This window comes from Pseudarthrobacter sp. CCNWLW207, assembly GCF_037203945.1.
In the GTDB taxonomy this organism is placed as follows: Bacteria; Actinomycetota; Actinomycetes; order Actinomycetales; family Micrococcaceae; genus Arthrobacter.
Window position 1 is genome coordinate 1 of record NZ_JBBCBS010000002.1, and the last position, 21259, is coordinate 21259.

General features: G+C 63.7%; 22 protein-coding genes. 10 read left to right on the forward strand and 12 right to left on the reverse strand.

The window, feature by feature from the left end:
- Window positions 1-178: 178 nt before the first annotated feature.
- A complete protein-coding gene (locus tag V9L17_RS03060) occupies window positions 179-1222 on the reverse strand; it encodes an EamA family transporter (protein ID WP_337350432.1) in 1044 nt (347 codons plus the stop codon).
- Between the two features lie 70 nt (window positions 1223-1292).
- Between V9L17_RS03060 and V9L17_RS03065 the strand changes: the two genes are divergently transcribed.
- Window positions 1293-1838, forward strand: coding sequence for a CGNR zinc finger domain-containing protein (locus V9L17_RS03065; protein ID WP_337350433.1), 546 nt, complete (start codon window positions 1293-1295; stop codon window positions 1836-1838).
- 28 nt (window positions 1839-1866) lie between these two features.
- Here V9L17_RS03065 and V9L17_RS03070 read toward each other — a convergent pair whose 3' ends face one another.
- The 3 genes from V9L17_RS03070 to V9L17_RS03080 all read right to left on the reverse strand — a co-directional run bounded on the left by V9L17_RS03070 (window position 1867) and on the right by V9L17_RS03080 (window position 4329).
- On the reverse strand, window positions 1867-2253 hold the full coding sequence (locus V9L17_RS03070; protein WP_337345131.1) for a hypothetical protein: 387 nt from the start codon (window positions 2251-2253) through the stop codon (window positions 1867-1869).
- A gap of 107 nt (window positions 2254-2360) precedes the next feature.
- The gene (locus V9L17_RS03075) at window positions 2361-2951 is read right to left on the reverse strand and encodes a hypothetical protein (RefSeq protein ID WP_337345132.1); all 591 of its coding nucleotides are present in this window, start codon (window positions 2949-2951) and stop codon (window positions 2361-2363) included.
- Window positions 2952-2976: 25 nt separating this feature from the next.
- A complete protein-coding gene (locus V9L17_RS03080) occupies window positions 2977-4329 on the reverse strand; it encodes an MATE family efflux transporter (protein ID WP_337350434.1) in 1353 nt (450 codons plus the stop codon).
- Window positions 4330-4472: 143 nt separating this feature from the next.
- Between V9L17_RS03080 and V9L17_RS03085 the strand changes: the two genes are divergently transcribed.
- Both V9L17_RS03085 and V9L17_RS03090 read left to right on the forward strand, forming a co-directional pair.
- Window positions 4473-4907 carry a DoxX family protein gene (locus V9L17_RS03085; protein WP_337350435.1) on the forward strand — a complete coding sequence of 145 codons (435 nt, stop codon included), beginning with the start codon at window positions 4473-4475 and terminating at the stop codon, window positions 4905-4907.
- 164 nt (window positions 4908-5071) lie between these two features.
- Window positions 5072-6040: an acyl-CoA thioesterase gene (locus tag V9L17_RS03090; protein WP_337350436.1), complete on the forward strand. Its 969-nt coding sequence runs from the start codon at window positions 5072-5074 to the stop codon at window positions 6038-6040.
- A gap of 28 nt (window positions 6041-6068) precedes the next feature.
- Here the strand turns inward: V9L17_RS03090 and dnaB are convergent, their stop codons facing one another.
- Complete coding sequence (gene dnaB, locus V9L17_RS03095) at window positions 6069-7451, reverse strand: replicative DNA helicase (RefSeq protein WP_337345136.1); 1383 nt, start codon at window positions 7449-7451, stop codon at window positions 6069-6071.
- 686 nt (window positions 7452-8137) lie between these two features.
- Here dnaB and V9L17_RS03100 point away from each other — a divergent pair.
- Together V9L17_RS03100 and V9L17_RS03105 are read left to right on the forward strand one after the other, a co-directional pair.
- On the forward strand, window positions 8138-8593 hold the full coding sequence (locus V9L17_RS03100) for a hypothetical protein (protein ID WP_337345137.1): 456 nt from the start codon (window positions 8138-8140) through the stop codon (window positions 8591-8593).
- 2 nt (window positions 8594-8595) lie between these two features.
- Complete coding sequence (locus V9L17_RS03105) at window positions 8596-9171, forward strand: hypothetical protein (protein ID WP_337345138.1); 576 nt, start codon at window positions 8596-8598, stop codon at window positions 9169-9171.
- A 52-nt stretch (window positions 9172-9223) separates the two neighbouring features.
- On the opposite strand, the gene V9L17_RS03110 is transcribed toward V9L17_RS03105, so the two are convergent.
- Window positions 9224-9583, reverse strand: coding sequence for a TFIIB-type zinc ribbon-containing protein (locus tag V9L17_RS03110; RefSeq protein ID WP_337345139.1), 360 nt, complete (start codon window positions 9581-9583; stop codon window positions 9224-9226).
- Between the two features lie 77 nt (window positions 9584-9660).
- Window positions 9661-10287, reverse strand: a complete 627-nt coding sequence (locus V9L17_RS03115) for an FMN reductase (protein WP_337345140.1) — start codon at window positions 10285-10287, stop codon at window positions 9661-9663.
- Between the two features lie 174 nt (window positions 10288-10461).
- On the opposite strand from V9L17_RS03115, the gene V9L17_RS03120 reads away from it, so the two are divergent.
- Window positions 10462-10884 carry a DUF1801 domain-containing protein gene (locus V9L17_RS03120; protein WP_337350437.1) on the forward strand — a complete coding sequence of 141 codons (423 nt, stop codon included), beginning with the start codon at window positions 10462-10464 and terminating at the stop codon, window positions 10882-10884.
- 148 nt (window positions 10885-11032) lie between these two features.
- Here the strand turns inward: V9L17_RS03120 and rplI are convergent, their stop codons facing one another.
- From rplI to rpsF, 4 genes are all read right to left on the reverse strand, one after another.
- The gene (gene rplI / locus V9L17_RS03125) at window positions 11033-11485 is read right to left on the reverse strand and encodes a 50S ribosomal protein L9 (RefSeq protein ID WP_050057159.1); all 453 of its coding nucleotides are present in this window, start codon (window positions 11483-11485) and stop codon (window positions 11033-11035) included.
- Window positions 11486-11502: 17 nt separating this feature from the next.
- The gene (rpsR, locus tag V9L17_RS03130) at window positions 11503-11742 is read right to left on the reverse strand and encodes a 30S ribosomal protein S18 (protein WP_003800144.1); all 240 of its coding nucleotides are present in this window, start codon (window positions 11740-11742) and stop codon (window positions 11503-11505) included.
- Between the two features lie 128 nt (window positions 11743-11870).
- Window positions 11871-12458 (reverse strand): single-stranded DNA-binding protein, encoded by a 588-nt coding sequence (locus V9L17_RS03135; protein ID WP_337345142.1) that lies wholly within the window; start codon window positions 12456-12458, stop codon window positions 11871-11873.
- A 73-nt stretch (window positions 12459-12531) separates the two neighbouring features.
- Complete coding sequence (rpsF, locus tag V9L17_RS03140) at window positions 12532-12837, reverse strand: 30S ribosomal protein S6 (RefSeq protein ID WP_050683795.1); 306 nt, start codon at window positions 12835-12837, stop codon at window positions 12532-12534.
- A gap of 267 nt (window positions 12838-13104) precedes the next feature.
- Between rpsF and V9L17_RS03145 the strand changes: the two genes are divergently transcribed.
- Window positions 13105-13770 carry a DUF1345 domain-containing protein gene (locus tag V9L17_RS03145; protein WP_337350438.1) on the forward strand — a complete coding sequence of 222 codons (666 nt, stop codon included), beginning with the start codon at window positions 13105-13107 and terminating at the stop codon, window positions 13768-13770.
- Between the two features lie 14 nt (window positions 13771-13784).
- Here the strand turns inward: V9L17_RS03145 and V9L17_RS03150 are convergent, their stop codons facing one another.
- Window positions 13785-15200, reverse strand: a complete 1416-nt coding sequence (locus V9L17_RS03150; protein ID WP_337345144.1) for an amino acid permease — start codon at window positions 15198-15200, stop codon at window positions 13785-13787.
- A 477-nt stretch (window positions 15201-15677) separates the two neighbouring features.
- Between V9L17_RS03150 and V9L17_RS03155 the strand changes: the two genes are divergently transcribed.
- The 3 genes from V9L17_RS03155 (at window position 15678) to V9L17_RS03165 (ending at window position 21259) form a co-directional block, all read left to right on the forward strand.
- Window positions 15678-18365 carry an AAA family ATPase gene (locus V9L17_RS03155; protein WP_337350439.1) on the forward strand — a complete coding sequence of 896 codons (2688 nt, stop codon included), beginning with the start codon at window positions 15678-15680 and terminating at the stop codon, window positions 18363-18365.
- A 147-nt stretch (window positions 18366-18512) separates the two neighbouring features.
- Window positions 18513-20096, forward strand: a complete 1584-nt coding sequence (locus V9L17_RS03160) for a sugar transferase (protein ID WP_337350440.1) — start codon at window positions 18513-18515, stop codon at window positions 20094-20096.
- Window positions 20097-20119: 23 nt separating this feature from the next.
- Entirely contained in the window at window positions 20120-21259 is a 1140-nt protein-coding gene (locus tag V9L17_RS03165) for a Gfo/Idh/MocA family protein (protein WP_337350441.1), read from the forward strand.

A 21259-nucleotide genomic window follows, 5' to 3' on the forward strand; every position in this document is an offset into this window, starting at 1 on the left:
AGAAGGCCACGAAGAACGCCAACGAGCAGGACCAGGCTTCACGCTAGCCACTGCCGCGCCACCACGCAGCACGCGAACCGCGGGCCCCGGACACAGCACAGTGTCCGGGGCCCGCGGGCATTTGGAAGGGGCAGGAGGCTTTTGCGGCGCCGGGGATGGCAGTGGCGGCGCTGGACTCTCAGGGAACGGGTTCGACGTCGTTCGCGTGCTCCAGGGGTGAGGCCGCCTTGCGTCGGGGTGCTTCGGCCTCCGTCGCCGATGCAGTAGCAAAGGCCGGGCTGCGCAGTTCATCAAGCCTGACCAGGATGACGCCACCGACAATGAGCGCCCCGCCCAGGAGTTGGATGGCGCCGGGAAGCTCCCCGAGCAAAAGCCATGCCCAGACCACGGCAAACAGCACCTCGGTCAGCGAAACGAAGGATGCCACCTTGGAGCCCAGGGCACGGGCCGCCATGATGCCGGATACGTAGGCCAGGACCGTTGCCAGGACTACCAGTCCGCCTAGTGACACCCACCATGGCGTAATCCACGGGCCGAGCCTAGTGTCCGCCGTACTGAATGCCATGGGCAGCAAGCCGGTTGCGGCGGCGAGCCACATTACGGAAGCCCCCACCATGAGGCCGCCGGACGCCAGGACGATGGGCGGCAGGGAATCGTTCTCCTTGGCGGTGATGAAGAAGTACATAGCCAGGCACACCGCCGCCGCAATTCCCCAGAAAACACCAATGACGTCGATTTTGACCGCTCCAGTGAGGTCGAGGACCAGCACGAGGCCCGCGAGGGACAACAGCGTACCGCCGAAGGTCAGCGCACGTGGCCGCTTCCTGCTGGCAGCCCAGAGCCACAGGACGATGATGACGGGTGCCAGGTACTCCAGCAGGAGCGCGACACCAACGGAAAGCCGGGCCACAGCGTTGAAGTAGAACAACTGGCACGCGGCCACTCCGATGAGGCCGAACAGGACGATGGTGACCCAGTTCTCGCGCACCTGGTGCCACCGGCCACGCAGGGCGGGGATGGCCGGAATCGCCAGGATCAGGGCCGCTCCGGTGAGGCGCGCGGTTACTGCGGCCCCCGGAGACCAGCCAGTTTCGAGCAGCGCCTTGGCGAAGGATCCGGAGATTCCGAAGACAGCGGAGGAGAACAGTGCAACTCCCAGGCCGGAAGCCATAAAGCCACGGCGTGCTGCGGACATGCTTGAGGGGGTGGTGGCGGCAGTCATCGTCGCCTCCTGTCAGGAGTAAAGTGGGGTAATGCCCATGACACTACGCCGGGCCCTGTAAGGAGTCAAGATGGTCTTTGCCCCTGACACCGAGGTGGCGCTCCGCACCGTGGTGAATCTGATCAACAGCGCCGCGAATGGCCAGGAAACCCTGGCCACCGTGTCGGACCTGGACCGCTTCCTCGATGCCGAAGGTTTCAGCGGAGCCCGGACACGCAACGCGGCGGAACTGGCCAGCATCCACAAGCTGCGCGGCGAGCTAGCCAGGGTTTGGACCTCAGATGAGGATGCGGCGGTGGAATCCGTGAACCGCCTGCTGCGGGAGGCCAACGCCCTGCCGCAGCTGATGAAGCATGATCAGTGGGACTGGCACCTGCATGCCACCACCCGCGAGGCGCCACTGGCGGAAAGAATGGGCACCGAGGCAGCCATGGCCTTGGCAGACGTGATCCGAAGCAAGGAGATGGACCGAATGCTCGTGTGCGAAGGGGATGACTGCGATGCAGTGGTCCTGGACCTCACGCGGAACCGGTCCAAGCGATATTGCGACACCGGCAACTGCGCCAACCGGGCACACGTCGCGGCCTACCGGGCGCGCCAGGCAAAGGCGAGCTAGAACGGACGGGCCCGTCGGGTGCGCAGGATCAGCGGCCGGTCGGTCCGTCGGCGTCGGGGGTGCCGGGCTCGTCGGAACCAGGCTGGGAGCCTTCCCGACCGGCCCGCGGAGCCGTGCCACCGAATCCATGGGAAGGCTTGCGTGCTGAGCTCAGGTTGACACCTGATCCCTTGCCGAGGTGCTCGGCATTGTCCTTATAGCTCATCGAGAGCATCGCGGCAATGACCAGCGTAACGATGAACGCGATGCCGGCCCCGGTGAAGGCGAGGTCGAACCGAGGGGCGCGTGAACTGCCGCCCGACGCGAAGATAAGGACCGCAAAAAAGGCGAGGACGGCCCAGAACGCGGAGAACATCAGCGGCCCCTTCACCGAGGTCCGCATCTTGCGCGGTTTTCCTGGTTGCTGGTCTGCCAAGGTGATTCCTCCCCTGCAGGCACGGCACGAAAGGCCTGCCCGGTTCGAATGTGCGGTGGGTGTGTACGGCTAAACTTCTACGCCGGGTAGAACCGTACCTGTCTAGTTTACGGCTTCGCGGCAGCGCCCCGGGCATCATGCCGCAGAGTCAGCGCGGACAGCACCCAGAGGACGCCGGCAAGAATGGCCCCGCCACCGGCGACCCCCAGCAGCGCATGCGCACCGAGGCTGATGAAGAACGGGAGCGCCGCGGCCGTTCCGAGGCCAATGACCCCGGAGGCTATCCAGTCCCTGGCCAGGACGTGCCCGCCACGGTGCCGCAGTCCACACACCAGCTCGATCGCGCCTGCGAGGCCCAGGCCCAGCGCCGCCATCACGCCGAAGGGCACGTCGCCATGGAACAGCAGCAGCGCCGCGCCACTGCCTGCCAGGATCAGCCCTGCGGCCGAAAGCAGCTTTCCAGGCGTACTGTCGCGGGTGAAGCCGGCCTTTGGAGTACCCCACAGGACCAAGGCGCCAGTGGCCAGCAAGTAGGTTCCGCCCGCCCAGGCCATCACCTCAACCGACGGCGTGGCCCAGAAGATCGTGACGGCCCCGAATCCCAGCGCGGCAAGGGCCCGCAACAGGACCGGCTTCCACAGGTCTTCCTGGGGAGCGGTACCGGGCGTGGCTTCTGCGGGCGTCAAAGGGCGGGTCACCGGTCCAGTTTAGTAGGCGTGGCTGCTACTGCGAACCGAGCACCATCCACCTGTCGGACCTGGCACGGACGCCGAGGGTCAGGGCGCGGGCAGCCATGTACCCCAGCGCGAAGGCTGCCCACAGCCACCCCAGCCCGGCCAGCCCGGAAGCGCCCGAGCCCGCCACAGCCAGGAGCAGCGGGATGTAGACGGCGAGGTTGACGACGCCGGCAATCGCCAGGTACTTCGCATCGCCGGCACCGATCAGCACACCATCGAGGACGAACACGTAACCGGCCAGGGGCTGACCGGCGGCGAGTACCCACAAGGCGACGGTCAGCACAGAGTGGACTCCGGCGTCGGACGTGAACAAAACCCCTACCCAGGGCGCAGCAGCGGCGAGCAGCACACCCGTGACCGCACCAAAGCCTATGCCCCACCTGATCATCGTTCTGGTCAACAGGCGCGCCTTGGCGGCATTGGATGCCCCCAGCTCCTTGCCAATAAGGGCCTGGGCCGCGATGGCCAGGGCATCCAGGGCGAAGGCGAGGAAGGAAAAAATCGTCATGGCAAGCTGGTGCGCGGCCAGGTTCACCGGACCTTGGGCAGTAACCACCAGCACCGTTGCGAGAATGGCGATGCGCAGGCTAAGCGTGCGCAGCATCAGCCACGAACCGACGCGCGTCATCGCGCGGATGCCGCGCCAGTCGGGAAGCAGGGTGACGCCGTGCCGCGAGGCGTTCCGCTGGACCATCACCAGGTAGACGGCAGCCATGGCCCATTGCGCAATACTGGTCCCCACGGCAGAGCCGGTCACCGACCAGCCCAAGCCGTAGACCAGCCACAGGTTCAGGACAACGTTCAGGGCAAAGCCGGCCGTGGCCACCACCAGGGGTGTCCGCGTGTCCTGGAGCCCGCGGAGAACGCCCGTGCCCGCGAAAATGAGCAGCATGGCCACCAGTCCGGGCATGGACCAGCGGAGGTAGTCGGCGGCGAATACCCTGACGTCGCCGTCGGCACCCATGAGGCCCACGAGAGGATCGGCGGCTACGAAGCCTGCCGCAGCCAGCAGAATACCCAGCAGGAGCGCCAGCCACACGCCGTCCCGTCCTGCCGCGAGGGCCCGGCCGAGCTGGCCGTCACCGAGCGCCCGCGCCACGGCCGGAGTGGTGGAGTAGGCGAGGAAGACCATCAGGCCGACGGCAGTGTGCAGGACAGCGGAGGCGAGGCCGACCCCGGCCAACTGGGCCACGCCGAGATGGCCCACGATCGCAGAATCCGCCAGCAGGAACAGCGGCTCAGCAATCAGGGCACCGAAGGCGGGGACGGCGAGCCGCAGGATTTCCCGGGAGTGTCCGGCGGGGGTCTTTGCGGCAGCAGGGGCAGCTTGATGTGGCACGATTGCCAGCCTATCGCCGCGTCCGGACATCCGGCCGACTGCCGAGGCGCTCCCCTTCACGGGTTTCAGTGGAAACCATGACAAGTAACACACTAAGACACAATTAGTTGACACTTCAAGTATAGGTTTGGAAGACTCGGGACATGAACAAGACCTCGCTTAACACCACGGCAGTGACGATTCTTCGCGTCATCATCGGCTTCATCTTTGCCGCCCATGGCTGGCAGAAGTTCAACGAATGGACCATCGCCGGCACCCAGGCCTCCTTCGCCAAAATGGGTGTTCCCGCTGCCGAAATCGCCGCTCCGGCGGTGGCAATCCTGGAACTTGGTGGCGGAATTGCGCTCATTCTTGGTGTCCTGACCCGGGTCGTCGCCCTCCTGCTGGCCCTTGACATGCTGGGGGCACTGTTTCTGGTGCATGCCTCTGCGGGGGTCTTCGCGGCAACCGGCGGCTACGAGCTGGTACTGCTTCTGGCAGCAGCGGCCCTGGCGGTGGCGCTCACCGGCGCCGGCCGCATCTCGGTGGACCGGGCCCTGTTCGGCCGTACGAACTCCAGGCTGGCCGTACTCGCCTAACGGCTCACATCAACATCGAACGACGGCGGTGAGCACCCGGGTGCTCACCGCCGTCGTTGTTTTATTCCCACACATTCCGTGACGCCCGGACCGCGAGGTGCTTCTACAACGGGGCGGGGCCGGAGCTACCCTCGGGTAACGCTGCGCCTCAGTAAGATCGCAGCATGACTGAGACCGCAGCCAACTCCGTAACCCTCCGTTTCCTGGCCGCCCCCATGGATGTGGGACACAGCGGGTCCGTTGACGCTGGGACAGTCCTTGAATGGGTGGACAAGGCCGCATACGCTGCCGCTGTCGGCTGGGCAAAGTCCTACTGCGTCACTGCCTACGTGGGCAACATCCACTTCGCTGACCCCGTCAACAGCGGCGATATGGTGGAAGTCGAGGCCACCATCGTGTACACAGGGCGCTCTTCCATGCACATCCGTACCGTCGTCTCCTCCGGGGATCCCAAAGGCGGACCAGCGACGATGCGCAGCCAGTGCATGGTGATTTTCGTAGCCGTGGGCGAGGACGGCAAGCCGATCCCGGTGAAACAGTTTGAGCCGGTCACCGACCAGGAAATCGAACAGCGCGAGCACGCCCTTGCCAGGGTCAAGGTCCGGGAACAGATCGTTGCAGCCATGAAGGACCAGGAATATACCGACGCCGGAACGGCCGAGCGCGTCACGCTGCGGTTCATGGCGGCCCCCACCGATGTGAACTGGGGCGGGAAGGTCCACGGCGGCATCGTGATGAAGTGGATCGACGAGGCGGCCTATGTCTGCGCGTCCCGCTACTGCGGCAAGGACACCGTTGCCGTGTTTTCAGGCGGCGTCCGCTTCTACCGCCCTCTGCTCATTGGACACGTGGTGGAGGTGGAGGCGCGGCTGGTCTACACCGGAACCAAAGGCATGCATATTGCCGTACACGTCCGCTCCGGGGACCCCAAGGGTAAGGAACTGAACCTCACCACGTACTGCCTGACAGTGATGGTGGCGCGCGACGCCGAAGGCACGTCAGTGCCCATCCCCCGCTGGGTGCCTGTTTCGGAGGAGGACAAGCGGCTGCACGCGCATGCGCGCGAGCTGCTGGAAATCCGGGGCACTGCTCCCGGAAACCGCCTGCCCAACCACTTGCTGGCGCAGGGCTAAGCGCGCCAGCACCAAACGGTACGGGAGGTCAGAAACCGCCGCCACCGGCGTCGGCCGCCATGTTGGCGAACCTCGAGTAGTGGCCCTGGAAGGCCACCACGATGTCCTTGGTGGGACCGTTACGGTGCTTGGCGATCAGGATGTCAGCCTCGCCAGCACGCGGTGACTCCTTGTCATAGACGTCCTCACGGTGCAGGAGGATCACCATATCCGCGTCCTGCTCGATCGAGCCGGATTCGCGAAGGTCAGAGACCATGGGCCGCTTGTCCTGCCGCTGTTCGGAACCACGGTTCAGCTGCGAGAGCGCGATGACCGGAACCTGGAGCTCCTTGGCCAGCAGCTTGAGCGCACGGGAGAACTCCGAAACTTCCTGCTGGCGCGACTCCACCTTCTTGCCGGAACTCATGAGCTGGAGGTAGTCCAGGATCACAAGCTTGAGATCGTGCTGCTGTTTGAGGCGCCGGCATTTGGCCCGGATTTCCATCAGCGACATATTGGGGCTGTCGTCGATGAACAACGGGGCATCGTTCATCCGGCCCATGGTGGTGGCGATTTTGGACCACTGCTCATCCTTGATAGTGCCCTTGCGGAGGTCCTGCAGCCCAATGGTGGCCTCGGCGGACAGGAGGCGCATGGCGATCTCGTTCCGGCCCATTTCGAGCGAGAACATCACCGTGGCCAGGTTGTTCTTGATGGCCGCCGACCGGGCGAAGTCCAGAGCGAAGGTGGACTTACCCACGGCGGGGCGGGCGGCGATGACAATCATCTGGCCGGGGTGCAGGCCGTGGGTCAGTTCATCCAGTTCATAGAAACCCGTGGGTACACCCACCATGCCCTCACCGCGGTGGCCGGAGGCTTCGATCTCATCCACCGTGGACTCCATGACGTCCTTCAGGACGACGTAGTCCTCGGCCGTGCGGCGCTCTGCCACAGCGTAAACTTCGGCCTGCGCCTGGTTGACGAGGTCTTCCACTTCGCCATCCGAGCCATAACCGAGCTGGACGATCTTGGTTCCGGCGTTGACCAGGCGGCGCAGCACGGCGCGTTCGGCCACGATCTCGGCATAGTAGCCGGCGTTGGCTGCCGTGGGCACGGTCTGGATCAGTTCATGCAGGTACGCAGGGCCGCCGATCCTGTTGATCTCGGCGCGCTTGGTCAGTTCATCCGAGACGGTGACCGCGTCCGCAGGCTCGCCGCGGCCGTAGAGATCAATGATGGCTTCGTAGATGGTTTCGTGGGCTGGACGGTAGAAGTCCTGGCCACGGAGGATCTCCACCACATCGGCGATCGCATCCTTGGAGAGCATCATGCCGCCCAGGACGGACTGTTCCGCGGGAATGTCCTGCGGAGGTTTCCGGCTGCCTTCTGATCCGCGGGTGCCCTCGATCGAGTCCAGATGCGTTACTGACAAAGCTGCCGTCCTCCATTGTGTGCCGCGGCGGAACCGGTCCGGCCGTGGTTAAAGCTGTTCTTCCTGCGGGTACCTGCGCCGTGGAACATCCGCAACGCAGGCACCAGGACAGGTCTATCCGAGGGCACCGACAACTGGCCATCCGGCGGCCCTGTCGGGTCCAAAGGCTTTGTGCACAAGAGTTATCCCCAATATCCACAGGTTATCCACAGAGGTACCCGCCACGGCGGGATCCAGGGAATCCGCCGCGGTCCTTCGCGTACTCCGCAGCAGCGTTTTCGCGTCCCAAAAACAGGTATCCCGCTACGCTAGCCCCCCTTTCCCCAAGGGCAAAGCCGCGTGTACCCACGGCCTGTGGATAACCTGTGCACTAAGCGGCATAGCTTGTGCACAGCCTGTGGGTGACCCTGTGGAAACAAAAAAACTTTTCCCTCTCATAAGCCTCTGACCTGCGGAAACGTCCATCCGGACGTGTGGAGGAAATATTCTTTTACTCAACCTTCATCCACAGCTTGCATGCCGAGGCTGTTGATTGGGAACTGAATTCCGGGTCCAATCCTCCGCATCCATCCCTAAAGCGTGATGAATTCCACAGCACGTGCCCCGAATTGACGCCTTAGCAGGCGACCTGTATGCGAATCAAGGAATATGCTGTGGATAACCACGATCTGGCATAAGCTCTATACATGGGCGAAATACTGATGGTGCTGTTGCCTGCGTTGGTTTTGGTGGCAGTAATCTGGGCTCTCTCAACAGCCCTGAGCCCCCGTGACTCCGGAATCTCCGACGCCGAAAAATACCAGCAGGACCTCGCGATGCGCTCCGCCGAGCACTATGCCGCCCAGGTCCGCGCCGCCACTGCCGCCCGTGCCCGGTTGGAGGCCAACACACGCCCCAGCCAAAATGAGGCACAGCAGTCACAGCAGGCGGACAACGCCCGTGCGGCATTGCACGCGCAGGCAGGCGGGCCGTCCGGCCAGCACGGGTACACAGCCCTTCCGGGCGGACAGCTCAATCCTCAATTCGCCCTGCAACTCCAGACGATGGCCCGCAGCGGGCAAAAGCTCCAGGCCATCAAACTCCTCCGCCAGGCGACGCACTTTGACCTGGCTACCGCCAAGAAGTACGTAGATCGGCTTTAGAAATGGAATCGCTTGTGATCCCCGCCCTCATCCTGGTGGTAGTTGCCGCCGCAGTGGCCCTGGGTGCCCGCGCCGTCAGCAGGCGCGTGGCGGCTTCCAACGCAGCCGGCACGGCCGCTCCCGCCACCGACCCTGTGGAGTTGGCGCGCACGGCCGCCGCGAAGCTTACGGAGGACCAGCACCGTCGCCTGTACGCCCTCATCGCCCAGGGGCAGGCCATGGCAGCGATCAAGCTCTACTACGAGGCCACGGACGCCGGCCTGAGAGCGTCACGGGATGCCGTAGGCGCGTTGGCGGCCCACCCGCAGCCGTACCGCAGCCCCGCCTCCGCGGAGCCTGTGCAGGATCCCGACGATGACGACACCCCCCAGCGCTTCCCGTACCGCTACCGGGCCATCGCCAGCAAGGGCGATGTAACCCGCGAAGTCAGCAGCAACATGCTCAATGACGAGATCTACGGGCGGATCCGCACGCTGGTCCGCAGCGGCGATATAGAGGCCGCCGCCACGGCGCTGACCAAGCACTCTGACATCACCCTCAAGCAAGCCCGTGAGTTCATCGCGCTCCTGGAGGACTAGGGCCTACCCTTCCTCCCTGGATTCCTCCCCGCGGCTGTGATGTGTCCAGGGGCTAGAAGTCGAAGAGGTCCCCCAGCCAGCCCTCCTTCTTTTTGTGTCCGCGGCGGTCGTAGTCGCGGTCATGGCCCTGCTTGCCGTACTTCCGGTCGTCGTATCGCGGCTGGTCATACCGCGGCTGATCACGGCGCGGCTCAAAGTTCGGGTACAGCGGAGGCGGAGTCGGACCAGGCGCCGGGACCGCCGGGCGGGCGGGCGCCTGGGATCCTCCGGCCATGGCCTCGTTGGCGCGGTCGATGATCTTATCCAGTTCACCGCGGTCGAGCCAGACGCCGCGGCACTGGGGGCAGTAGTCAATCTCCACACCACTGCGTTCACTCATGATCAGGTCAATTGAATCCACAGGACATTTCATGTCCCGGTCAACGAGTGGCGGCTCCGGATAGTTCGGCAGAGGTGTCCGACGCCGGATTCCCGCCACCGGAGCCTGCCTCAACGTCCGCCCGAGATACCCGCCAGAAGCTGTTCGAACGGCAGGGACTCCAGGGCCGCCGGCTTGCGGCCAGGCTGCTCCCCTGTCAGGAGTCCTGCAAACTCGGCCGCCGCCCGCTCGATCCGGGACGAAAGGGGCGAGCCGCCGTCGTCGGTGTTTCCCCAGTCCTGCGGGCCTGCGAAGACGCCCGTGGCCGCCGTCCGGGTGCGCAGGTAGCTGAACAGTGGGCGCATCGCGTAGTCCAGGACCATCTGGTGCCGGTCGGTGCCGCCAGTGGCCCCCAGCAGGACGGCCTTACCGTCCAGGGACTTGGGGTCAAGCACGTCAATGAAGGACTTGAAGAGGCCGCTGTAGGACGCACTGAACACGGGGCTGACCGCGATGATGCCCTCGGATGCCTCGACCCCGGCAATGACGTCGGCCAGGCGCGGGGCCGCATAGCCGGTGACGAAATTGTTCGCGATGTCCACTGCGAGGTCCCGGAGCTCAACCACGTCCACAGTCACGTCGTAGCCTGCACGGGAAAGTTTGCGCTCTGCAGCAGCGGCAAGCTGGTCGGCGAGCAGCCTGCTTGAGGACGGCACTCCCAGGCCGGCGGACAGGACGGTGATGCGGCGGGTTTCCACTGTGGACTCCTGAAGTTCGATACGGACTACAATACATGCATTTGCATGTACAGAGGTAACCGGTGGTCATTCGGGTTTATTCCACGCGCCTGGCGGATCAGCGTTCCACTGAGTCACCGCGGCAGGTATCAGGTGGTGCTGGCTGACCTCCTCCGCGTCTGCGAAACTACGAGCATGGCAGAGAACAAGACCAAGCCCACAGATGTTCCTGCGGCAGAATTCCTTGCCGAGGTGGAGCATCCGCAGCGGCGTGCGGACGGCTTCGAGTTGTTGGAGATGATGACCCGCATCTCCGGGCAGGAAGCCGTCATGTGGGGTCCGACCATCGTCGGGTTCGGCACCTACCACTACAAATACGAAAGCGGGCGGGAGGGCGACGCCGCGGCCGTCGGATTCTCACCGCGGAAGGCGAACTTGGTGCTGTACGGCCTCACCGACGGACCCGATGCCGACCGGCTGCTGCCCGAACTGGGGAAGCACAGGACCAGCGCAGCCTGCCTCTACATCAACAAGCTCGACGACGTGGACCGGAACGTTCTTGAGGAGCTGATCCGGTCTGGCTACAGGCATGTCACCACGGAGCTTAACAGCCCCTAACCTGCGAACGAGGTGGTATTTGACGGTAGTCCGGAGCGTCAACACTGCTCTGAAGTGCCATTTCGATGCAGCGTCCGCACAGAAAACCCCCGCCGCCGGTTAGGCAACGGGGGTTTTCGTGCAGTTCAGTGCTTCGTAGCTGTTAAAACTACTTGCCTGCGACTACGTCGAGTTCGATCACTGCGGCAACGTCGTCGTGCAGACGAACGTTGGCCTGGTAGGAACCGACCGACTTGATGTGTGCCGGCAGTTCAACCTTGCGCTTGTCGATGCGGCCAAGGCCAGCGGCCTCAACGGCGTCGGCGACGTCGCCCTGCTTGACGGTGCCGAACAGGCGTCCGGTCTCGCCAGCCTTGACAACGAGCTTGACCGGCTTGGCGGAGAGTGCAGCGGCCTGCTTCTGAGCGTCTTCCAGGGAAGCGTGCTCGCGGGCGGCACGGGCAGCCTTGATGGACTCAACCTGCTTCTCGCCACCCTTGGACCAGGTCAGGGCGAAGTTGCGGGGGAGCAGGTAGTTACGTGCGTAACCGTCCTTGACCTCGACAACGTCGCCAGCAGCACCGAGACCGGTTACTTCGTGGGTCAGAATGAGCTTTGCCATGTTAGTTAATCCCTTCCTTAGCCGCGGCCAGCGCCGGAGTAAGGCAGCAGGGCAACTTCGCGGGCGTTCTTGATTGCCTGTGCGATCTTGCGCTGTTCCTGCACCGTGACGCCAGTGACGCGACGGGCGCGGATCTTTCCGCGGTCGGAGATGAACTTGCGCAGCAATGCTACGTCCTTGTAGTCGATGACAGTGATGTCAGCGGCCTTCAGGGGGTTGGACTTTGGTTTGGGCTTACGGAGTTCAGCCTTAGCCATCGTGGAGCTCCTATTCTATGGAGCCCGTGGATATTGATCCACGGGATGGTGGTGGTCCGACGGCGGCAGTCGCTTCGGTGCCATGCGGCACTCAGGCGGTCCCGGCGTCGGGCCTTAATTTTTGGTGGTTAGAAGGGGGGTTCGGAATCCGGGCCGTTGCCCCAGCCGCCTGCGTTGGAGACACCGGGCGTTGCCCAAGGGTCTTCCTGCGCTGCGGGCTGGTTGCCGCCCCAGTTTCCGCCGGAGTTGCCGCCCTGGCTTGCACCAGCGCCGCCTCCCCCGAACCCACCGCCGCTGTTGCCGCCGCCGAAGCCACCCTGTCCGCCGTTTCCGGCACCCCCGGCGCCGGAGCGCTGGGTACGGTTGACTTTGGCATTGGCGTAGCGCAGGCTCGGGCCGATTTCATCGACTTCGAGCTCAATGACGGTGCGCTTTTCGCCTTCTTTAGTTTCGTAGGAACGGCTCTTCAACCGGCCGGAAACGATCACGCGCATGCCCTTGGTGAGGGACTCGGCGACGTTCTCGGCTGCTTCACGCCAGACTGCTGCGCGGAGGAACAGGGTTTCCCCGTCCTTCCACTCATTGGACTGGCGATCAAAGGTGCGTGGGGTGGAAGCGATGGTGAAGTTCGCTACTGCCGAACCTGACGGTGTGAACCGCAATTCCGGGTCATTGGTGAGATTACCGATGACCGTAATGGTGGTTTCGCCTGCCATCTACTGCCTCCTTGTTCGATCCTGGATGAAGAATTCGATCCTGCGGGGTGAAGAATGAAAATCGGAGCTGAAATTACTCAGCGACAACCTTCTGCTCTTCGGGGCGGGTGATCTTGGTGCGCATGATGGTCTCGTTAAGAGACAGCTGGCGGTCAAGTTCCTTGGCGGTGTCCGGCTTGGCGGTGAAGTTCACCACGGCGTAGATACCTTCGGACTTCTTCTTGATGTCGTAGGCCAGTCGGCGACGGCCCCAGATGTCAACCTTTTCGATGGTTCCACCATCGTTGGTGATGACATTCAGGAACTTCTGAAGCGACGGCTCAACGGTACGCTCTTCGACCTCGGGGTCGATGATTACCATCAATTCGTAAGGACGCATATGTGAACCCACCTCCTTTGGGCTAAGCGGTTACGGCATTTCCGTAACAGGAGGTTCATTTGCGATGCCATGCACAGGCCCGGCCACCGGAACGGAGGCAGGACGCAGCACAGACTTCAATATCTTAGTGCATTTGGATCGGATAGGCGATTCGCGCTTGACTCAACGCTATGCGCCATGGTTCCACAGTGGAAGCAGCCATGAGGATATGTGGAAAACCGAGGCTGGGGGGCCAGGGTCCTGTGCACCGCAGCTAGAGTACAGAGCATGGACGCCGCACCGCTCAACGACCGCCCCGGCCCGGTCAGGCGCAGCCGGCTGCGGTTCCTGGCAATGCTGGTCGCGGGAATCGCGGCCACGCTGGCGACGGGCGCTACCGGCCGATGGCTACAGGCCCCGGCCGCAGGGTGGGCCACGGCAGCGCTGGTGTATGTGGGCTGGGTGTGGCTGATAGTGGGAAAGATGGGTCCGAAGGAAACCAAGGCCCACGCCACCGCCGAGGACCCGTCCCGGACCACCACTGACCTGCTGATCCTGGCGGCGAACGTCGCGTCGCTGGCCGCGGTCGCCGTCGTGGTTATGGACTCACACAATGGCGACGGCGGCACGCAACTTGCTGGGGCGGCACTGGTCCTGGCCAGCGTGGCCCTGTCCTGGATGCTGGTCCAGACCCTGTTCACCCTCAGGTACGCGGAGCACTACTACGGCGGGGCGACCGAAGGCGGCGTCAGCTTCAACCAGGACGAACCGCCGCAGTACACGGACTTCGCCTACCTGGCTACCAGCATCGGCATGACGTACCAGGTCTCGGACACCAGCCTGGAGAACCCGCGCATCCGGTGCGAAGCCCTGAAGCACAGCCTCCTGTCCTATGTTTTCGGTACGGTCATCCTGGCCGCCACGATCAACCTGGTGCTGGGCCTGGCGGCCTGAGGACGTCCGGAGACTTACGACGCTTGTGCTGCGCCGACGGCGGCATCCTCACCCTGCGGAGCCTCAGCTGCCGGTCCGGCCGGGCCACCCTTCCGGTAGCGCCATACCCCGATGCCAACCACCACGGCGGCCAGTGCCAGGGAGAGCATCAGGGACTCGCGCGTGGATTCCAGGATCACCATGCCGATCAGCAGCGCCACGATGCTGGCGATGGAAACCCAGGTCAGGTAGGGGAACAGCCACATCTTCAGGGCGAGGTCCTTGGCGGCGGCACCCATGCGCTTGCGCAGGATCAGCTGCGAGGACGCAATGACCAGCCAGACAAAGAGTGCGATCGCGCCCGAAGTGTTCACGAGGAACAGGAAGACGGTCTCCGGAGCGATGTAGTTCAGTCCCACGGTGACAAAGCCGACGACGGTGGAGGCCAGGACTGCGGAGGCAGGTACGCCCCGCTTTGAAATCCGGGTCCAGGCCACTGGCGCGTCGCCGCGCTTGGAGAGGGAGAAGAGCATGCGGCTGGCGGTGTAGAGGCCGGAGTTCAGGCAGGACAACACGGAGGTGAGGACCACAATATCCATGATGGTGCCGGCACCGGGGATGCCGAACAGTTCAATCACGGCGACGTAGGGGCTCTTGGCTACGTTGGCATCATTCCAGGGCAGCAGGGTGACCACGATGGCTATCGAGCCGATGTAGAAGACCAGGATCCGCCAAACAGTGGACTTGACGGCTTTCTTGACTGCGTCAACGGGGTTCTCGGACTCACCAGCGGCAATAGTGGCGATCTCTGCCCCGAAGAAGGAGAAAACGACCACCAGGATCCCGGCCAGGACCGCTCCCGGCCCGTTGGGCAGGAATCCGCCATTCTCGATGAGGTTGCTCAGGCCTGGTGCGGGGACTCCGGGGATAAGGCCCATGATGGCTGCCACTCCGAAGAGCAGGAACAGCACAATGGCTGCGACCTTGATGGAGGCGAACCAGAACTCGAATTCTCCATAGGACTTTACCGATCCCAGGTTGGTCAGCGTGAGCAGGACCATCAGGATCAGCGCCCACACCCACTGGTCGATTCCAGGGACCCACCGGTGCATGATCGCCGCGCCGGCGGTTGCTTCGATGCCCAGGACGATGATCCAGAACCAGGCGTACAGCCACCCGATGCTGAAACCTGCCCAGCGGCCCAGCGCCTTGTCGGCGTAGGTCGAAAAGGACCCGGTTTCAGGGTTGGCGGCCGCCATCTCGCCGAGCATCCGCATCACCAGGATCACGACAATTCCGGCAGCCATATAGGCCAGCAGGATTCCCGGGCCGGCCTGTTGGATCGCGGCACCGGACCCCACAAAGAGGCCTGCCCCGATGACGCCGGCAATGGCGATCATGGACAGATGCCGCGGCTTGAGCGACTTGGCGAGTTGTTGGTCAGCGTGCATGGGTGCGCCGTCCTTCATGTTGGTGCGGAAATTTGGCTGCCTTGCGGGGCCATAACGACGGGGCGGGAGGCCATCGTGGTTGCTCCGTGCGGTGGATCACACGTTTTATCCCACCCTAGACGCGCACCGGGCGCCGGTTGATGTGCACTGGCACAGAACGCCGGAGGCCAAATCAGATGTTTCCACAGGATGGCACACCATTGCGAACCATCCACTGCCTTGCAGGCAACTTTGAAATGCTCTCGAAACCTAAGTACTCAGGGCTCCAAAACCTGAGTACTCGCGGCTCAAACTACTCTGGTGCGGGATCTGGAACGGGGCTATATTGACTTCCAACGGTTGGGTACCGTGCTGGACGTAACGAAGCGGCCAGGAATTGCCCCGGCTCAGTCATGGGAATGATTGGACGGGGCTTCGACGACACATACAGGAAGTACAAGGCAATATCGGTCTCCTTCAACGATGGATGGGGACCACATGTCGTTAATCGGGCGAAGCAAGGAGTTGGACCGGATCCTCTCAGTGATCCGAGGGCCGAAGGAATCCGCCCTGAGCGTTGTAGGCCGCCGTGGTGTGGGTAAATCCGCCCTCCTGTCAGAGATCCCGCGACTCTCTGACTACCGGACAGTTTTCCTGCGGGCCAGTGCCTCCGAGTCCGACTGGCCTCTTTCGGGCCTCACTGCACTGCTGAACGGAATCGATGATCCCGTCCTCAACCGGTTCGCCGATGAACTGCTGAGAAACTCCACCGCCGCCCTGGATGTCCCCACCGTGTCCACGATGCTCCTGAATGGACTGCATCAGCGCTCGTCCTCACGCACCGTCGTCGTCGTCGACGATGCAGACCAACTGGATCCCAGCAGCCAAGCTGTGATCGGGTTCCTCGCCCGCCGCCTGTCCGGGACGGACGTGGCACTTTTCATGAGCGTGCGCGAAGAAGTGCCGGACAGCCCGTTTGGCAGCCTCCCGGCCCTTCACCTCAAGCCTCTGAACTACAACGACACGGTCCGGATGCTGGAGTCGATTCCGGCGCGGCAAGTCGCAACAGCGGCAGTCCACGCGGTGGCTGCTACAACCCAGGGCAACCCGCTTGCCGCCGTCGAGCTTTACACCTGCCTGTTGGAGCGCCAGGCCGAGGGGAAGTACGCCCTGCCTATTCCACTGCCCTGCAAGGGGAGCTTCGAATCCGAATTCGCGGCAACGGTGGGCAGCCTGACCCCGGCCGCGCGGCAGGTCCTTGACCTGATGTCGCTGTCCTGCCGGAGCGATATCGCCACCTTGGAGAAGGTTTACAGCGACCTGTGGACGGGGGTGGACGAACTCCTGGCCAACGGCATGGTCAGCAGGTCCGGCCCGCATCTGCGGATCCAGGACCAGTTGCTGCGGGGCTTCGTCTTTACCGCCATGACGCCGGCTGTCCGGACCACCAACCACCGTGCGCTGGCGGATGCTGCCGGCGAGACAGATCCTTACGCCAGGCGATGGCATCTGAGCTTTACGGCCTTGGAGCGCCAGACGCCGTTTGGCCTCCTGCGTTTTGCCGTTGACCTGATCCGCAACGGGGAAGTGTCCTTCGCCGTGGAGTACATCGAGCGTGCCCTCACCATCAACCCCTGGGAAGCGGAGACTGCGGCACGGCTCGCCAACGTGGCTGAACTGCTGTTCAACAGGGGAGAGTTCGTTTATGCCAGGCGGTACCTGGAATGGGCGCAGCGTGTGACACGCAACCCCGCTCTGATCCTGCGCCTGACCGGCCTGGATTTCGAGATCCAGTTCATCCAGGGCGCCGCTGTGCGCTCCAGCATGGTGCTACGCCTGGTGAAGGAGTTCGGCCAGCACGATCCTGCCTATTCAGCCACCCTGTTGGCGATCGGTTCGCTCTTTTACGCGGAACGGTGGGAGTTGGAAGACGCCCTCCGCCTGCTCCGCCACGCCGAGCAGTTCCAGGACGCTGCCTCCAAGGACTGCCTCGCAGTGACGGACCGTGCCAAACTCCTGATCGAAGCAATCAGCGGCAACACCGGGAATCTGGGCCGCAAGCATGACGCGGGCGCCACAGTAGCTACCCTTCTGGTGCAAGGCCGCGCCCTGACCTACGCAGAGCATTATGAACTTGCCCAGGAGGCCTTCGCAGTGGTGCGGAACTCCGTTGAGGCGAACAACGTCAATTGGAGGGAAACCGCGGACTACCTGGCCGTGGACAACGAGATCCGGGCCGGGAACGTGCGGACCGCTGTCCGGCTCATTGAAGACCTGGAACTCACGGAGCCGGAATCCAAATACCACCGCGGGATGCGGCACATCTTCCGCGTGTGGCGCGCCCACTCACTGGGCGACGAGGCGCTGGCCCGGCTTTACGTGGCGGAGGCACAGCGTTTCTCCGGCGCTGAAAGCCACCCCGCCATCACTGCCCAATTGGCCGCTTGCCAGGGACATTTCGCACTCATGCGCGGCAACCTGGCCGAATCATTCGCCCAGTTGTCCCGCGCCGTGGAGATCGGCATGGCCTTCGGCAACCCGACACTGCTTCGCTGCGAAGCGGACCTGGTGGAAGTGCTGGTGCGGTTGGGACGGCACCGCGAGGCCACCCAGGTCCTGTACCGGCTCGAAAGCCGCTCCGTGGGGCTCAGATCCCCATGGCTGCTGACCGCCGTCGCACGCAGCCGAGCGATGCTCGCTGACGGTGAGCAGTCGCTTCAGCTGTTCAACCACGCACTTGAGAACAGGGGTGCCCACGACTCACTGCTGGAACGCGCCAGGACGCTGCTCTGCTACGCGGAGCGGCTAGGGGCCTTCGGCCGGCTGCGGGATGCCAGGGACGGCCTGCTGCGGGCCAAAGTGATGTTCGACGAGGTCGGCGCCGACGCGTGGACCCAGCACGTTGATTCCCTGTTGCTGGACGAGCGCGTTGAACCTGCCCGCGCCCCTGGCAACCCTTCCATGCTGATGCTCGCCGACCATGAGCGGGCCCTCGCGCAGATGGTGGCGCGGGGAATGCGCAACAAGGAAATCGCAGCCACGTTGTACGTCTCCGTGCGGACGGTGGAAGTGCGCCTTACCGCGATCTACCGCAAGCTGGGTGTGGAGTCTCGCGCACAGCTCACCGCCCTGGCCGCAGGCAAGGATTCCGCTGCCCGGGAACCCTACGTCCTGCCTGTCCTCTAGGGACCAAAACGCTGGAACCCGCAGTATCCACATTCTTCCCTTCCCGCTACCACAAAGCGCCTGCTTTTCCCCGTAATAACAGCCGTTTCCGGGCTAATTTTGCTTCACAAGTGGAACCCAATGCGGACTCTGCGGGAAGCGATGATCATGGCGGAAATTCCAGTAGCCCCTTTCCGAAGCGCGTCGTTTGGCTGGCCGGTTGAACCCTTGGCCGCGCAGCGGAATGCAACGTCGCCATTGCGTCTGCCGGAATCCTCACCGAAAGGGACCCCGCAGCCACCGGCTGCCGCCCCGGCAACGCCAGGACGCAAGGCGACGGCGGCGTGGATCTCCACCCACATCAACCTCCTGCGCATCACAGACTCGGTCGTGGTGGCCTTGGCCGTGTTCGCCGGCTACCTGCTCTCCAGCGTCGGTTTCACCCCCGGCGTAGAAAGCGACAAAGGCGGAGTCCTCACCGCCACCACGGTTACGCTGCTGTGGCTCATGGCGCTGGAAATCTATCGGACCCGCGACTCGAAAGTCCTGGGTGTCGGCGCGGACGAGTACAAGCGCGTTGCCTCCGCAACCCTGCGGATCTTCGGCCTGATGGCCATTGCCGCCGTGGTCTTTTCCGTCCATGGCGGGACCGCGTTCGTCACGGTTTCCCTTCCGTTGGGACTGGTGGCCTTAACGGGCAACCGCTGGGTGTTCCGGCGCCGGCTCACCAAGGAAAAGGCCCGGGGACACCACCTGTCCCGGGCCATCGTGGTGGGGGAACCTGAGGAAGTCCGTTACGTGGTGCACCAAGTGGCCAAGAAGTCCGGACCCGTCTACAAGATCCTGGGAGTCTGCCTTCCCGGCGCCCGGCGCGGAGCCAGCCTGCGCGTGGATGGCCAGCAGATCCCGGTTCTCTCCTCCACGGACGACATTGCCCGCACCGCCAGGCTGACCGACGCCGATGCGGTCATCGTTGCGGGCCCTCTGCCCGGCGGAAACAAGTTCATCCGCGAACTCGGCTGGAAACTGGAGGAATGCGCCGCGGAAATGGTCCTCGCCGCCACCCTCACAAACGTTGCGGGTCCCCGCATCCACTGGCGCCCGGTGGAAGGACTCCCCCTTATGCACGTGGACATTCCCCAGTACTCGGGGGCGAAACACGCGCTGAAGAGGGTCATGGATGTGGCGGTAGCGCTGGCTGCCCTCCTTGTGCTGTCGCCACTGCTCCTGGTGCTTGCCGTGATTGTGCGGCTGGACAGTCCGGGCCCGGTGCTTTTCCGGCAGGACAGGGTTGGCAAGGACGGCACCGTGTTCGGGATGTTCAAGTTCCGGTCCATGGTGGTGGACGCCGAGGCCCGTCTGGCAGCCCTTACTGAGCAGAACGAGGGTGCCGGAGTGCTGTTCAAGCTGCGCGATGATCCGCGGGTCACCCGGTGCGGGCGGTGGATGCGGAAGTACTCCCTCGATGAACTCCCTCAACTCTGGAATGTTGTGCTCGGCGACATGAGCATGGTGGGACCCCGCCCGCCGCTGGCCCGGGAAGTCCACGGCTACGAACGCCACACTCACCGTCGCCTCCTCATCAAGCCGGGAATTACCGGCCTCTGGCAGATCAACGGCCGCTCGGACCTTTCCTGGGACGAGTCAGTGCGGCTGGACCTCTATTACGTCGAGAACTGGTCCATCGCCGGTGACCTGCTGATCCTGTGGCGGACATTCCGCGCAGTACTCCGGCCCTCCGGCGCCTACTAGATCGTGCGAGAAGAAGGACAGCCATGAAGAGCTTCATTGATCCCTTTCATACACCGGCCCATCGGCTGCCGGCCCGGAAACTGTCAATCGCCGTCGTCGGTGCCGGATATTGGGGGCCGAATCTGGCCCGCAACCTTCAAGCGAGCCCCGTCTGGGACCTGGTTGCCATCTGCGACGTGAACTCAGAACGAGCGCGGGCGTTGGGTACCCCGTTTACTGACGTTGCGGTGGTCGAATCCCTTGATGAACTGCTGGACACCTTCGAGGTGGATGCAGTCGCCATAGCAACGCCGGCGCATGCCCACTACGGGACGGTCATGACGGCTCTTCGGGCAGGAAAGCACGTCCTCGTGGAGGAGCCGATGGCGGACAGCCTCAAGCATGGACTAGAGATGGTGGCCGAGGCGCAGGCAAACGGCCTGGTGCTGATGGTGGACCACACGCACTGCTACTCCCCAGCAGTACTCAAGATGCAGGAGCTGGTGCAGGCCGGCTCGTTGGGCGAGATTCTCTTCGTGGACTCCACGCGGATAAATCTGAGTCTGGAGCGCCCTGAGGTAGACGTGTTCTGGGACGTGGCGCCACACGACCTTGCGATTCTTGACTTCGTTCTTCCTGGCGGCCTGAATCCGACCGAGGTCTCCGCGTTTGGGGGTGACCCGCTTGGTATCGGGAGAAACTGTGTTGGCCACCTAAACTTCAGGCTTCGGAACGATGGCACGGCCCACTTGCACGTGAACTTGCTGAGCCCCACGAAGATACGACAAATGGTCATCGGCGGATCGCTGAGGACCCTGGTGTGGGATGACCTGAACCCGAAGCAACGTCTCAGCGTCTTCGACAGAAGCGTCTCGCTGGACCCGTCACCAAAGTCGGCCAACGAAAAGAGGACTTCCGCCACGGCCTACAGAACGGGCGATATTTGGTCTCCCGCCCTGCCGGAGCGCGAGCCCCTGGGCCAGGTCATAGAGGAGTTGGAATTCTGCATCCGCAACAAGCGTGAGTCGCGCACGGGTTGGGATTCTGCGTTGCGCATTCTCGCAGTGCTGGAAGCAGGGGCGCGGAGCCTCAGTCGTGATGGTCAAACGTCCGTTGTCGCAAGCACCGAACTGGCAGACTCAGCCCGTGCGGGGGCCGAGATCCGGAACATGAGGGCACTTTGA